Origin of the sequence: Methylocaldum sp., assembly GCF_039794385.1 — a bacterium.
In the GTDB taxonomy this organism is placed as follows: Bacteria; Pseudomonadota; Gammaproteobacteria; order Methylococcales; family Methylococcaceae; genus Methylocaldum.
In genome coordinates this window covers 1-15,005 of the sequence record NZ_JBDIVO010000085.1, presented here as the reverse complement: position 1 = coordinate 15,005, position 15,005 = coordinate 1, and the positions used below count along the sequence as shown (strand labels likewise).

The window sequence follows — 15,005 nt, the reverse complement described above, 5'->3', positions numbered from 1 at the left end:
CGTGGTGGGCTTCATCGGGCCGGAATATCTGTACGACGGAAAACAGATCATCCGCGCGGGGCTCGAGGATCATTTCTGCGGAAAACTGCTGGGCCTGCCCATGGGCTGCGACGTGTGTTACACCAACCATGCCGAAGCCGACCAAAACGACATGGACAATCTGATCACGCTGCTGGCGGTGGCCGGCTGTACCTATATCATGGGCGTGCCCGGCGCCGACGACGTCATGCTGGCCTATCAGAGCACATCGTTTCACGACGCCCTTTACCTTCGCAAGGTTTTGGGGCTCCGGCCCGCCCCGGAATTCGAGGAATGGCTCGACCGCATGGGCATTTTCGACGGCCGCAATGCGCTGAGCCTCGGTCCCATGCCCCCTCGCCTGCTCAATGCGATGGACGCACTGACGGAGGACAGCCCATGACCGATCCCTGGTTCGCCCTCAGGCGTTTCACCCAGGCCCGCATAGGCTTGGGACGCGCGGGCCATGCCGTTCCGACCGAAGCCCTGCTCGACTTTCAGCTCGCCCACGCTCAAGCACGGGATGCCGTGCACTTCCCTTGGGACATCGAGGGGTTCGCCGAAAGCTTGCGCGAAATGGGCGAAGATTGTCTGATTTTGCGAACGCCGATCCGAAGTCGCGCCGAATACCTCCGTCGCCCCGATCGGGGTCGCGTTCTCGACTCCGATTCCCGCACGCGGCTGGATGACATGGACGGCGGCGGTACGGATGTGGCCTTGATCGTCACCAACGGGCTGTCATCCATCGCCGTCGAACGGCACGGTCTGCCCCTGCTGGAGGCGGTGATCGGTCGATATCGGTCACGGCGCATCCAGGTCGGGCCTATCAGTCTGGTCGAGAACGGCCGGGTGGCCCTGTCGGATGAAATCGGCTTCGCCCTCGGCGCGCGCGTGGCCGTCATTGTGGTCGGCGAACGGCCGGGGCTCAGCGCCGCCGACAGTCTAGGCATCTATTTCGCCTATGCACCGCGGCCCGGCAACAGCGATGCGCAGCGCAACTGCATCTCCAATATCCGACCGCCCGAAGGATTGAGCTACGAAGCCGCCGCCGCGAAACTGCTCTACCTGACCGAGGAAGCCATGCGCCGCCGCATTTCCGGGGTCGCTCTCAAGGACGAACTGGATACGGTTTTACCGCCGTCTCCCGAGCCTCTGGGCCTAAAAAAATGACGGCGACAGCCTAATTCCATTCGGCATTCGAGTGAGCATTAATGGGTGGGTTAGCCCCTAGTCTCCGCTCGGGGCAGGCCCTTCGACAGGCTCAGGACAGGCTCCGCATAACCCACCGACCCTTCGACTGGGCTCAGGACAGGTCCGAGGTCGCTCGGTGGGTTACGGCCGCGCGGCCTAACCCACCATCGATGGGTTTCGCTTCGCTCTACCCATCCTACAAAATGAATGCCTGATTGAAAGCGATTTGGAGTAAATCGGATCAGGCCAGCATGTTCTTGATCGCCCGCTCGTATTCCGGGAAATAATGGCCGATCACCGGCAGGTCGAAGCGACGCAGGATGCTGGTATTGGGCTCCCGCTCCAGCAAGAAATCGAACGAGCGGCTTACCAGTCGCTCGACCGGCGCTCTTCCGTCCGTCAACCTGGCGGCATATCCCGGATCCACGGTAACCGTGTGCGTCGTCGTGGCCTGCGCCTCCACTGTCACCTCGAAAGTGGATTCGGTAAGCTTCTTTACCGTAATCTTCGCCATATGACCCTCCTGTCCGAGTCTCGATAGTTGTCTATGTTTCCGGAAATTCGACCGAAACCATGCTACCGGCAATGTACCGGCGATGTCGACCGAAAGGCTAGAGCGTTTTTCATCCCGGTGTACGGCTTCGTGTCGGGCGGGAAGAACGTAGGTCGGCAATCCCTTGCCGACTTATCGGCTCGGCAAGGGATTTTGCCGGAAGGGGCGTCCTGGCGCTCCCAGGACGGCCGTTTGCGATTGGAAGGGTCATTCGGGCGCTCCCCGGATGACCGTTTGCGATTGGAAGGGTCGCGACTAAAGCGACCGTTTGCGATTGGAAGGGGCCGATTAAAGGCCCGTTTGCGATTGGGAAGGGGTTGCCGACCTACTATCGGGCCCTCTGACACCGAATCGGAAAATGCTCTAGCCGGATTCCGGCAAGCAGCGGATTGCGCAAGCCGTAAGGTATCCGTAGGATGAAAGGGACGCGCCCAAACGATCGAGACCTGAGAGAAACCGCCATGGAACTGGTCGAATTGTATGGACACTACTGTAAGTATGCAAAGCGAAAGGTTTTCATCAGGCTGTGAAACATCCCTGCGGTGGCCGTCGTTCCGATCGCTGCTCGGGTTTGCGGTCTGCTTTTTCGGTCTGGCTCTGCTCAGCCACTGGATCTCCCCGAAGCCTTACCACTTTGTCGCGTTTTGGCTGCCTAGCGGGTTTTACCTATCTACGCTCGCTACCCGTCCTCGGACCCTTTGGCCGGCGTTCGTTATGACGGCGCTCGCAGTCAATTTCGGCGTCAATCTATGGGTATTCGACCAGCCTTATGCAATTGCCGCCGCTTTTTCTCTCGGCAACACCATGGAAGCGTTGACGGGCGCATGGCTATTGGGACGCACGGTCGGCATGCCATTACGCCTGGAAACGGTACAGGATGTGGTGGCGCTGACCATACTGGGAGCCTTGCTGAGTGCGACCATAGCCGCCACGGCGGGGACTGCGCCGATCGCTTTGGTCGACCGCGAACCGTTCGCTGCGGCCTGGCTCACATGGTGGACCGGCGACATCGCCGGGATCATGGTGACGGCTCCTCTTTGCCTCGCACTGCCGGCTACCCGCTCGTATTGGCGCAAGCTGCCGCCCGCTAGGCGGATCGAAGCGCTAGCCGCCCTGACGTCGGTCGCGGGACTGACCTTCGCTGTTTTCACCGACCGCATTCCGTTCACCTACGTCATCATGCCACCCCTGCTTTGGATAGGCGTGCGTTTCGGCATTCCCGGCGTTTCGTTCGCGATTCTCGTCCTGGGAATCATCGCCGCGCGATACACGGCACTGGGGCAAGGCGCTTTCGCGGGAGCGCAGTTCGAGATTTCCGTCCAGGCTCTCCTGGTACAGTCCCTGGTCGTGCTGTTCTCGATATCGGTACTTGTGCTGGGTGCCCTGGCGAACCAGTGGCGGCAAGCGCTGGCGGCGTTGCAGGATGCCCGCAATCATCTCGAGAAGGAAGTCGACGAACGCACGGCAACCTTGCGCGACACGCTCCGATTGCAGCAGGCGATTCTGGACGGGGCCAATTACTGCATCGTCTCGGTCAATAGGCAAGGCATCATCCAGACCATCAACAAAGCCGCGGCGAAAGCGCTCGGCTATTCCGCCGAAGAACTCGTCGGCAAGGAGACGCCGGCGATCTTTCATGACCCCGCCGAGCTCGAGGCCCATGCGAAAGCGCTCGCCGATACGCTAGGCCGTCCCGCTACATCGTCCATCAAATTCTTGCCGACGCTGATCGAAGCCTGCGGATCGACCGAAACGGAGTGGAGTCTGATCCGCAAGGACGGCAGCCGGTTTCCGGCCCAAGTCTCGATTTCGGTCATGCGCGACGAAAAGGGGGCGATCACCGGCTATCTCGGCATCGCCAACGACATCACGGTGCGCAAGGAGGCCGAAAAGGCGCTGCAGCGGAGCCAACACGATTTGAACCGCGCCCAGGCGGTCGGCAAGATCGGGAGCTGGCGGCTCAATGTTCAGCGCAACGAATTGCTCTGGTCGGCCGAAAACCATCGGATTTTCGGCATACCCGAGGGTACGCCACTGACTTATCAGACGTTCCTCCGCTGCGTCCATCCGGACGATCGGAAATATGTCGACCGGCAATGGAAGGCGGCACTCCGTGGCACGCCTTACGACATCGAACACCGCATCGTGGTCGGCAAGGACATCCGCTGGGTCCACGAAAAAGCCGAGCTGGAATTCCACCGGGGTGAGGTGCTGAGCGCATTCGGAACCACTCAAGACATCACCGAGCTCAAAAGGGCCGAATTGGCTTTGCGCCGCCATAACGAACGGCAGGCGGAGCTGCTGGCCATCAGCCGTGCGGCGCTGGACAGCCAAACCACCGACGTCGAACTAAGCCGGATGGTCTTCGAGAAAGTACACGCCCTGCTCGATGCCGACGTAGGTTTCAACTACCGGGTTGACGAGAACGGCCGAAGCCTTCGCCTGATCGCTGCGTACGGTATTTCCGAGGCGCTGCTTCCCGCCATGGAGAGGCTAGATCTCGGCGACACCATGTGCGGCACGGTCGCCGCTACGGGCACTCCCCTGATCGCCGATACCGCTCGCATCGAAAACGACCCCAAGAGCATCCTTCTTCGCAACATGGGCTTGCGCGCCTATGCCTGCCACCCGCTCATGGCGGGCGATGGCCGTACGCTCGGGACGCTTTCCTTCGCGAGTACGCGGCGCGAGCATTTCGATCCGGAGGAAATCGAATTCCTGCGGACGCTTTGCCTATTTACCGCCATGGCTTGGGAGCGCGCCCGCGCCATGGCTGCGCTGCGCGATGCCGATCGACGGAAAAACGAGTTTCTCGCCATGCTGGCCCACGAGCTCCGCAATCCTCTGGCACCGATACGCAATGCCGCTCAGCTGATTCGAAAACTCGCTGCCGACGAGCCTAGGCTTCAGGGTGCGAGGGAGATCATAGACCGCCAGGTCATTCACCTCTCGCGCCTGGTCGACGACTTGCTGGACGTTTCCCGCATCACCCAGGGCAAGGTGACGCTGAGAAAGGAACCCATACCTCTCAATACCGTCGTCGAGCGAGCGATCGAGGCGACGCGGCCCTTGATCGAATCCCGGCGCCACAGGCTAACGGTCGATGTCGCACCAGCACCCCTCTTGATCGTCGGGGATGCGACCCGCCTGATCCAGGTCGTGGCCAATCTCTTGAACAACGCCGCGAAATACACCGAAGAAGGCGGCTCGATTTCGGTCCGCACCGAGGCCAAGGGAGAGCGGGCACTCATCCGTATCAGAGACACCGGCCTTGGCATCGCTCCCGAGCTATTGCCCCATGTCTTCGAGCTCTTCATCCAGGGCGAGCGCTCTCTCGACCGGAGTCAAGGGGGCCTCGGCATCGGGCTCACTTTGGTTCGGCGCCTGGTCGAACTGCATGGCGGGCGCATAGAGGCTTTCAGTGCCGGTCCAGGCAAGGGCAGCGAGTTCGTCGTCGAGCTACCGCTCGCTTTAGCGCCTGCGTCGGAACAAGCCGCAGCCGCGGCCGATTCGTCGCGGCAGTAGGACTTAGCCAAGTAGGTCGGGAATCCCTTCCCGACAAACGAGTTGGCGTGCAGATCCGTCGGCAAAGGATTGCCGACCTACCGACCTGCGCCGGCGAGTAGCTCGGAAATCCCCTCCCAAATCAGGCGGGCCAAACCTGCTTCGCGTGGGCACTTTTGCCCTGCATCGCTGTCTTTGGTTTATTGACACCGGCTTCCGGCAATCAAGACCTATAAGCAGCCATGCCCTCGAACAGACAAACGGTCCGCATTGCGGCCGTCGGCGATATTCACTACACCCTGTCCTCGCAGGGAATACTTCAAACCATTTGTGCTTATGTTTCCGAGAACGCCGATATTTTGTTGCTCTGCGGCGATATCGTGGACTACGGACGGGCGGAAGAGGCTCGGCTGTTCGTCAAGGAGCTGACCGCCGGCGTAAAGATTCCCATCCTCGGCGTGCTCGGCAATCACGAGTACGAAGCAGGCCAAGTGCACGAGGTGCAGCATATTTTCTCCGATGCCGGAATCGTCCTGCTCGATGGCGACGCTCATGAAGTGCATGGCATCGGCTTCGCCGGTGTCAAAGGCTTCGCCGGCGGTTTCGGCGAGCATGCCCTGCAACCATGGGGCGAAAGCACGCTGAAGCGATTCGTGCACGAGACCGTGGAGGAATCACTGAAGCTGGAGTCGGCGCTCGCCAAATTGCGCATGCCGCATCGGATCGCCCTGCTTCACTATGCTCCGGTCAAAGCCACGGTTGTGGGCGAACCCGTCGAAATCTATCCGTTTCTGGGGTCCAGCCGACTCGAGGAACCTTTGAATCGTTACTCGGTAACCGCGGTGTTTCACGGGCACGCCCATCGCGGACACCCCACGGGAAAAACCGGCGGCAATATTCCGGTTTACAACGTCGCCCTGCCGCTTCTGCGGCGCGCCTTTCCGGATCGACCTCCGGTCCGGCTGATCGAGCTTCCGGTCGAAGCATCTGCCGAGACGGAACATCACTCGTTCAACCAGAAACCATACCCCGTACAGGGCTAGCAATATTTATGGACACACCGTTTTCCGCGCCCGATACCAGCCCACCGCCGATCGACCCGACCGGGCGGTCATTCTATTGTCATGGGCTGACGCTTTTAATCGACGCCCGGGTTCCGTTTCTCGTCGGAGGAGCCTACGCACTGGAGTGCTACACCGGAATCTCGCGCCACACCAAGGATCTGGATATCTTCGTGCGGCCCGACGATCGGGATCGCATCATCGAAATTCTTGCAAGCGCGGGCTATCAAGCCGACGTCACGTATCCTCACTGGCTCGCCAAGGCGTACTACGGGGAATACTTCATCGATATCATCTTCAGTTCCGGAAACGGCATTTGCGCCGTCGACGAAGCGTGGTTCGAGCACGCCCCCCGACGGGACATACTGGGCGTGCCGGTATTGCTTTGCCCGATAGAGGAAATCATCTGGTCGAAATCCTTCGTACTGGAGCGGGAGCGTTACGACGGCGCAGACATCGCCCATATCCTCCGTGTCTGTTCCGACCGATTGAATTGGACTAGGCTGATGGACCGATTCGGCGCCCACTGGCGGGTACTGCTCAGCCATCTCGTTCTTTTCGGCTTCATCTACCCGGCCGAAAGAAGCCGCATTCCCGATTGGGTGATGCAGCGGCTGCTGGCCCTTTTGGCCGACGAGCTTCGCAGCGCACCGCCTTCCGAGCGCCTCTGCCAGGGTACGCTGCTCTCACGGGAACAATATCTGACCGACATCATGCGCTGGGGTTACCAGGACGCCCGCCTGCAACCCAAGGGGCGAATGACCCACGAAAACATTGCCCACTGGACGGCCGCCATCGATGTCAAAGAATAAATCCGCATGATCGACCGAATACCCGGTTCATCGCGGATGTCGAATGCTGCGATCTGGCAGCGCAATCAGTCCATTCTTGCTATCTAACCATACGTGTTCCGACTTCTTCGAATCGCTCTATTGACCGCCGTGTCCGGCGCTTTGACCATGACGACCTTGACCGATTTCTGGGACGGCTATCAGTTGGCCAGCACACTCGGGCGTCCGGACGCACCGTCTTCCTGCACGGTCCCGTCGACCGACTGGGAGCATGCCGCCCCGTTTCCGCAACTGGAAACCCGTAGCGACCTCCCTGAACTCCGGGTCGTCACGTATAACCTCCATTCCGGACTCGGGCCTCGCTGGCGCGTTTTTGCCGACCGCCGGGAGGTCGAACGCAATCTCACCGGCATTGCCGACCGGATCGCGGGAGCATCACCGGAAATGCCCATAGACGTCGTCGCGCTTAACGAAGTGGACTTCGGCTCGCGCCGTAGCGGCTGGATCGATCAAGCCGCATTTCTGGCGGACGAACTCGAGCGTCGCACCGGCCATGCCTACGCGGTGGCACGCGGCGAAACCTGGCGCCGGGATACACCCGGCCTGGAGGTCCGCTTCGGCAACGCCGTACTGTTCCGGCACTCGGCGCTTGCCGTGGATGCCCGGATTCTGGAAAAGACGCAAAAGACGAGTTATGCCTCGGCTTTCCCGGTGAGCGCTCTGGACCGGATCTTGAACGAGCCGCGCGGAGCGCTTCACCTACGCATTCGGTTCTTCGGCCAGCCGGTGGACTTCCTGGTTACCCACCTCGAGGCCTTCAACCCCGCGCGCCGGGAAGCGCAGGCGGCCGATCTCCTGCAGCGGTTCGTCGAGTCCGGCCGGACTTCGATTCTCCTCGGCGACATGAACACGGTTCCGACCGCCCTGACATACCAACGTCCTCACTTCGCCGCCGACCGCACTCACGACGTGTTGACCAGCGGCGACCTCGCGGATGCGCGGGTTGTCGTCGCAGCGCGCGAGGGCGTCAACGATTTTTCGGGTTGGGCAACCTTCCCGGCCCTTGCTCCGGTATGGCCTCTGGACGGATCGTTCGCCACACCCGATCTGATACCTCAAGCCGTTCAGGTGATCGGCGCCGACGAATCCGATCACCGCGGACTGTCGGTCACCTACGGCTGGCTGACGCCCGAAGCGAAGTCCGCCTTCATCCGCTGGCACGATGCCGTGCGTCAGCACCAACTGGCACGTCTCGTCGACTGCGACGTCCCGAAGCGCATTCCGGACAAGCACCGCGTTCTCGAATGGCTGAAAACGAACACCGGGTTCGTGAGTATCCTCTCGGGCATCGGCGGAGGATCAAAGGATACTCCTCAGGACGGGGGCTAAGTTGTTGCATCGTCTGCCTTCTCCCCGGTTTGAGGATGTCGAAAAGTTCGCGATCGATGCGGCTCATGCCGGACAATCCCTGTCCGGCACCCTACGGGCGGACTTACCGTGCACCAGTTCGCCGGGAGCGAACTGGAACGTGGGAAGCACGGCCCGAAGGGCGAGTCTCATGGATGAGACGAGTAAATCGGCCTCGTCGCGTTGCGTCTTGCCCTGCCGATTTGTCCCTTCGTGCAGCGCATCCTATTAATCAGGCCCGTAAATACCCTCCTGGTATTTCGGGCCGCCGCCCAGGCCGGTACACGCCCGGCCTGGGCTCACGCGGCTTGTCGCCGCGCCGGGGCATCCCTGCCCCGGATTAACCCGGCCTATATTTATAGGCCGGGTTAATAATATGCTAAACGCCCGTTTGCCATTCGAAGTACGATGGTAGGGCGGGTTAGCGTACCCGCGTAACCCGCCTTTTCGCCGTTTCATTGGAACAACGAGGTATACGCTGCAAAATGCAAGGATGACCATGAATCGATATGGACGCCGAACCCATCGATTCGGCCGCCTCGTTTTAATTGTTCTGGCCGGCGTGATAGCGATCTGGCTGGTCGGTCATCTGCTGCTCGACGTCCAGTTCCCCGATCCGCTCGTTACATCGACGGATGCCGGGAGACCCGACGATGAGGATCGATCAATGCGCGAAATCTTCGAATCCTTGCCCGCCGAGGGCGCCGCCGTGTCCCAGGTGACCCTGTTGGACGATAACGTGATGGCCTGGGTCGAACGTTGGCGCCTGTTGGCTAACGCCCGAAAGCGTCTCGACATCAGCTATTTCATTCTGGAACAGGATGTCTTCGGCATCGCTTTTCTCGGCCATCTCGTCCACAAGGCCGGTCAGGGTCTGACGGTCCGGGTGCTGCTCGACGCCATAGGCACCACGATGTCGCGCGACGTCCAGGGGAACGATTACCTCGATACAGTGGTACAGACGGCCAATGTCACCGTAAAGCTGTACCGCCCGCTGCGCTATCGCTTCCAGGATGCCTTTCTCACCCTGAATCCCGCGGCAATCGTTGCCAGCGACCACGACAAGATTCTCCTGGCGGACGGCGTTCACGGCCTGATCGGAGGACGGAACATCGCGACCGAGTATTTTGCCGACCTGAACTTCGATCCCAAGGCGTTTCGCGATGCGGACGCGGTATTGACCGGACGAGAGGCCGGAGCCGTGCTCGAAGCCGTGTTCGAATCGCAATACGACGGTGGAGAGGCTCATGCTGTCACCCGCGAAACAGTGGACTTGCTCGATTCGACCAGTGACTTGCTGCTCGCCTACCAGGCTATGGATTACTGGCTGCGGGGCGAACCCATACCCGAAGCCGTGTCAGCCCGGATTCGCGATCGCCGGTTGCCCTGGATCGACGAGCTTCAGGCTCGTCCCATGCTCCACGGCGCTCTGGCCAGACCGGCCCCTGAATCGGTGCAGGCGCCCGTTCGTTTTCTCGACAGCCGCACTCGCCTGATCAGAACCGACGATCCCATTACAGTCAGCCTTGGCCGGCTGGTGCGCGGCGCCAAGAAATCGATTTTCGTCGCCAACCCGTATTTGGTGCTTTCGGAGCAAGCCGTAAGTGTATTGGAAGATGCGGCTCGGCGCGGCGTAGAAATCACGGTACTCACCAACAGCCCCGTGTCCAGCGATAATCCCCTCAGCCAGGCGTTTTTCCTCGAGCAATGGCCGAAACTCCTGGCGCGGGTTCCGACGCTGCGGCTGTTCGTCGCCGGGGACCGCCATAATCTGCACGGCAAGTTCGCCGTGATCGACGATCAGCTCGGCCTGTTGGGGACTTACAACCTCGACCCCCTCAGCATGGCCCTCAACAGCGAACTGGTTGCCGCCGTATGGTCTGCCCGGTTCGCCGAAAAACTGCTGGAAACGGGACGACAACTTATCGCCGCGGGCCCGCCGACCGCCTACGAATACCGCATCGCGCGCGACGATGAGGGCCGCCCTAGCCGCGACGAAGAAGGACGGATAATCGTCGCTTTCGGACCGAACGATCACCTTGAGCGGGACGACTGGACAGCCGTCCGGCGCTACCGGTGGCTGGTTCGCGGACTGGCGGCCGTGAGCGGACGCTCGTTCTTCTAAAGTGCTGCTCGGAACCGTATAGCCAAAGCCTCGGGGAAACGGTCTATCGCTGTGTCGTCGGCGCCGGCTCGAAGCCTTTGGCGGTGGCGGCAGTGACAGTGTGAGGACGAGACTCCGGCGGCTCGGAATAGGCACGCGCGATCAGCGGCGTCAGCGTTGGCTCGAGGGATTTGAGCACTTGCACCGGCAAGGCGCTCGTGAAGCGATAACGCGCGGCGGCGGGTCCGGTCACGTACGCAGTCACTGTTCCGAAGTGGCGATCACCCAGCATGAAGGCAAATGTCGCCGTACGACTGATGACCTGTGTTGCGATCAGCCGTCCGCCGGGTCCGAAAATCTCGCGTTGATGATCCCCCGTCCCGGTTTTGCCGGCCATGACGAGGGGCGTACCCGTGGGGCCCTTGTACACGCCTTTGACCCGTATCGCAGTGCCGCGCTCGACGACATCGATCAGGGCGCTGCGCGCAGCCGCCGCCACCTCCGGCGACAACACCCGTCGGCCTTGTGCCTGCGTCAGCTGCATGAGTGTCTCGTAAGGCGTATCCGCTGCGAAGTGGAAGGCGTCGAAGCGTACCATCGGGAGGCGCACGCCGTCGTTCAACAGGATGCCCATCAATTCGGCGAGTGCGGCCGGACGGTCTCCCGAGGCGCCGATGGAGCTGGCATAGGAAGGCGTCAGAGCCCCGAACGGGTAACCGAGCCGTTTCCACGCCCGGTGGATTTGGGCAAAAGCCTCGTTCTCCAGCAAGGTGCGAATGCGCTTGTCTTGCGCGTAACGGCGGCTGGTCTTGAATAGCCAGCGATACACCTGTTGACGCTCCTGTGCGCTGGCGCCGACGACCTCGCCAAGGGTGGCGTTCGGATGCTCGACCAGATAGCTCACCAACCAAAGCTCAAGGGGATGGATACGCGCGATATACCCGCGATCCTGCAGGTCGAAGCGCTCCGTGGAGTATTTTTCGTAAAGGTCCGTGATGTCTTCGGCGGATAGGCCTTGGCCCACGTGGTGCGCCTGCAAATAATCCCGAAGAGCGGCAACGTCGCGACGCGGGTAGACCGAGCGATATACGGTGGCCAGCCGCTTGGGAACGGGGTGCACGCTCCCGGTTAGGATATCCAGGGCTTCCTGAGGGGTTTTGTTCCGGTACTTGGCATAAAAGCGGCGCAGATACGCTTTCCCTTCCTGGTCCGCGAAGCGCTCCAGATACTGCTGCCGCTTTTCGCTGTCCTTCGCGTCCATCCAGCGTGCCACGCCATCGGGCTTATACAGGTGGTAGTAGACCACGTCGCGCATGAGCCGGATGAAGACCAAGTTCACCGATTCCTGCAGTGCCACGCGCAGGGACATAATCTTGGAATTATCGTCCTTATTGAAATTGGCGAAAGTGTGTAGCCCGCCGCCGGTAAAAAAAGCCTCTCCCGGGCTGGCCGAGTAGCGGCGCTCCAGCGCCGCCTCGAGCATGGCTGATAACCCGATCTTGCGGTTCGCAAGAAGCTGATCGACAACCCACCGCGACAGATGATCGCGCGGGTGAATCTCGGCCCGGCGCAGGGTCTCGCTCGGTTGGCCGGCATACTGGTCATAAAGTTCCGCGATGATTTCCAGGTAATGCACCAGGGTGCGCAGCTTGGCGGTCGAACCGAGGTCCAGCCGGATGCCCTCGTTCACATCGAGCGGCTGCTCGTTGTTGTCGGCCTGCACCCGCAACAGGTTTCCTTGGCTGCTGCGCTCGTACAGAACGAAGCTGTAAACGATCTCGCCAAAATCACTGTCGGTGCTGAGGAGCCGAAAACCCAAAACCCCTGCGGCACGCGCCTGCTCGGGCTCGCGCAATCTGCGCAAAGCCTGGGCTACCGCCTGCTGAATGTCGTAATCGATGGTCGAGCGGGCGGTCAGATCGAGCCGGTCAAGGTCGTAGATCCGGCTCACACCCAAGGCGGTGGCAAGCCGGGCGCGCAATACGCTTTCGGTCTTCCGATCGATGAGGGGTGCCGCGGGCGTCAGATTGGCCTGGACGCTCGTAGCGCCTGACACGCTCAGCGCGGCATCGCGCAGCGCCGTTGGGATGACCCCCTGCGCGGCCAGCACGCGCAGATGGCTGTCGGCCAGGTTCTCCAGGTCGGCACGCCCTGCCAGGAGATAATACGCGGGGCGACGTTGCGCCAGCAGGAGGCACAACACCTGGCGATAGGCCAGCGCCTGTTCCGCGGTGATCCCCTCGCCGGTGGACAGGTTCGCGGCGCCGAGTAACTGGTTCACCGCAGCAAAATCCGATCCGAACCATGCCTGCAAACCATCGCCGAGTCCGTGCACTTCGCCGGAATCCGGTACGGCGGCGAGCGGCATGGAATTCAGGTAGGCCTGAACGATGCCGCGCCGTGCCTTCCGGGTGTCGGGGCCTAAGAGGTAAGCGCGCAGCGAGGCGCTGCTCATCTGCCGCAGCTTTTCCATGGGGTTGTCCGTGCGGCCGCCGGGGGAATGGCGGTATTTCTCCATCTGGGTGGCGAGTGTGCTGCCGCCGGCCACGTTGATGTCGGCTCCGAGCTTGCGTGCGATCAGCTCCATGGTCGCACGCGCGAAGCGGTCCCACTCGATCGCAGGATTGAGGTGCGGATAACGGTCATCGAGCAATTCCCGGTTCTCGATGAAGAGTAAGGTTTTGATCACCAATGGCGGTATGGCGTCGAAATCGGGATAAATTCGGGTGGGGTAGGTTTTACTGAACAGGACTTCGCTATCGCGATCGAAGATCGTGAGACCGGCCTGGATCTTCTCGAAATAGGTGGCATAAAAGCCCTTGTCGACCACACGCAGCAATTCCGGCGAAAACCGTGCCTGCGCGGTTATGGAGAAGCCGAGGTTCCGGAGACGCTGCTGAAAGCTCGGAAGGGCCGTGTACCCGAGCCGTTCATCGTAGGGCCCGGCGCTCGGATAGCGGATGGCGGCGCTACCTCCCGGCTCCACCTGGAAGCGCAGATGCTCGTCGATCGAAGAGAGATAGCGTGATTGGAAATCCGATGTCTTGATTTCCTGGAAGATGTAAATGGCAGTGAGCGCCAGCAATGCCCCGGCCGTGCTCCAAACGGTGATCCTGAACAGTGCGCCGCTGCGTTGGCTCATATAAGCTAAAGGTCCTCCCGCCCGCCAAGAATTTATCAATCAGGCCCGTAAATACCCTCCTGGTATTTACGGGCCGCCGCCAAGGCCGGTACAGGCCCGACCTTGGCTCACGCGGCTTGTCGCCGCGCTAAGGAAACCCTGCCCCGGATTAACCAAAATAATAGCCCCAAACAGGGCGCCGCGAATATCGTGCGTGCGCCGCGATTGCAAGACAAGTTTCCATTCGATGCCAATGGGGTCCGCGGTAGATTCTACGGGAGTGCGACGTTTCATGTCCTGGGCTCAGATTGGCCGACTCCAGCCAGTCTACAACCCACCGGTTGCGTGCAATCCGCCGATTCAGCCGACAAAGTCTTTGCGCATCATTGCCGATCCGAGCAGGACATAGAGCGGGATATCCAAAAGGGTGTCAAATCGACGTGTCCCATGTACCGCCGCATGAAGCGAAAATCGGAAAGCCTCGTGAATCAGCCCCCTCGGACAGTCTGCGACTGTCTCCGAGCTTATTTTGTCGCTTCAGAAAAGAATCCGAAAGCCGGAAAATCGACGTTATCGCGTACCCGGCGAAAAGCATTGAAGAGGGACAGCGGAGGCATCGGGCCTTGGTCATTTGCTTTAGTTTTCCTTAAGCGAAAGACCGACGCCCACCGACACAAAAGAACCGTAAGGCAAACGATAAAAGCCTGATCCGTTTCACGCCGCCCCGTTTCAGATGCCGAAACCTCCTAACAACCGGAATCCTTGCACTTCCGGCAACACTCGACGATGGTCCAGACACCGCTTGCGGACCGCCGACGCAAGAATAGGTAGTCGGATGACAAAACCATTTGCTTGCACAAAGGACATCGGTACTTGGAAGACTGAAGATAGGTTTTCTCTTGCTTTTTCATGAACATACTTCTTGAGAAATTTAAGTGGAATATTGCGTGAGCTTCACGCCCTTTCGCATTCCGACGGCGTCGTCTCTCCGTGAGGCCGGAATGACCAGCCATGCCAATCGGTTGTCTCCCCTATGAGCGCCGGCGTCTCGCCATCGCGATACCGCTGCCACATCGCTTCGAACAAGCCTTCCAGATGGCCCGTATAAGCCCGGATATCGAACAGCGGCGCGCTAAGCCGATTCGCGGCAAGTTTGTGTTTGATTCGGGATAGATGCTCCGGGCGGGTAGCCAGATCGAACGCCAGGTCGTAGTAACTTTCGAGATCGTCGGCGATCAGCTCGGGCAAACCGATC

9 protein-coding genes and 1 pseudogene are annotated in these 15,005 nt (G+C 60.7%); 7 read left to right on the top strand and 3 right to left on the bottom strand.

Annotated elements, in window-relative coordinates; all coding sequences use genetic code 11:
- On the top strand, nucleotides 1-421 hold a 421-nt coding region (eutB, locus tag ABJK70_RS09735), incomplete at its 5' end, for an ethanolamine ammonia-lyase subunit EutB (RefSeq protein ID WP_347257881.1).
- Nucleotides 418-1,188, top strand: coding sequence for an ethanolamine ammonia-lyase subunit EutC (gene eutC, locus ABJK70_RS09730; RefSeq protein WP_347257880.1), 771 nt, complete (start codon nucleotides 418-420; stop codon nucleotides 1,186-1,188). The genes eutB and eutC, both read left to right, overlap by 4 nt.
- Nucleotides 1,189-1,450: 262 nt before the next feature.
- Here the strand turns inward: eutC and ABJK70_RS09725 are convergent, their stop codons facing one another.
- A complete protein-coding gene (locus tag ABJK70_RS09725; RefSeq protein WP_347257879.1) occupies nucleotides 1,451-1,723 on the bottom strand; it encodes a hypothetical protein in 273 nt (90 codons plus the stop codon).
- Nucleotides 1,724-2,242: 519 nt separating this feature from the next.
- Between ABJK70_RS09725 and ABJK70_RS09720 the strand changes: the two genes are divergently transcribed.
- The 5 genes from ABJK70_RS09720 (at nucleotide 2,243) to ABJK70_RS09700 (ending at nucleotide 10,650) form a co-directional block, all read left to right on the top strand.
- On the top strand, nucleotides 2,243-5,287 hold the full coding sequence (locus ABJK70_RS09720; protein ID WP_347257878.1) for an MASE1 domain-containing protein: 3,045 nt from the start codon (nucleotides 2,243-2,245) through the stop codon (nucleotides 5,285-5,287).
- A 221-nt stretch (nucleotides 5,288-5,508) separates the two neighbouring features.
- Nucleotides 5,509-6,309 carry a metallophosphoesterase gene (locus tag ABJK70_RS09715; protein WP_077731098.1) on the top strand — a complete coding sequence of 267 codons (801 nt, stop codon included), beginning with the start codon at nucleotides 5,509-5,511 and terminating at the stop codon, nucleotides 6,307-6,309.
- A gap of 8 nt (nucleotides 6,310-6,317) precedes the next feature.
- Nucleotides 6,318-7,139: a nucleotidyltransferase family protein gene (locus tag ABJK70_RS09710; protein ID WP_077731099.1), complete on the top strand. Its 822-nt coding sequence runs from the start codon at nucleotides 6,318-6,320 to the stop codon at nucleotides 7,137-7,139.
- A gap of 147 nt (nucleotides 7,140-7,286) precedes the next feature.
- The gene (locus tag ABJK70_RS09705; protein ID WP_156879985.1) at nucleotides 7,287-8,507 is read left to right on the top strand and encodes an endonuclease/exonuclease/phosphatase family protein; all 1,221 of its coding nucleotides are present in this window, start codon (nucleotides 7,287-7,289) and stop codon (nucleotides 8,505-8,507) included.
- 511 nt (nucleotides 8,508-9,018) lie between these two features.
- Nucleotides 9,019-10,650, top strand: coding sequence for a phosphatidylserine/phosphatidylglycerophosphate/cardiolipin synthase family protein (locus ABJK70_RS09700; RefSeq protein WP_156879986.1), 1,632 nt, complete (start codon nucleotides 9,019-9,021; stop codon nucleotides 10,648-10,650).
- A gap of 43 nt (nucleotides 10,651-10,693) precedes the next feature.
- On the opposite strand, the gene ABJK70_RS09695 is transcribed toward ABJK70_RS09700, so the two are convergent.
- On the bottom strand, nucleotides 10,694-13,771 hold the full coding sequence (locus ABJK70_RS09695) for a transglycosylase domain-containing protein (protein WP_347257877.1): 3,078 nt from the start codon (nucleotides 13,769-13,771) through the stop codon (nucleotides 10,694-10,696).
- Nucleotides 13,772-14,704: 933 nt separating this feature from the next.
- A pseudogene (locus ABJK70_RS09690) lies at nucleotides 14,705-15,005 on the bottom strand (hypothetical protein); the annotation flags it as partial.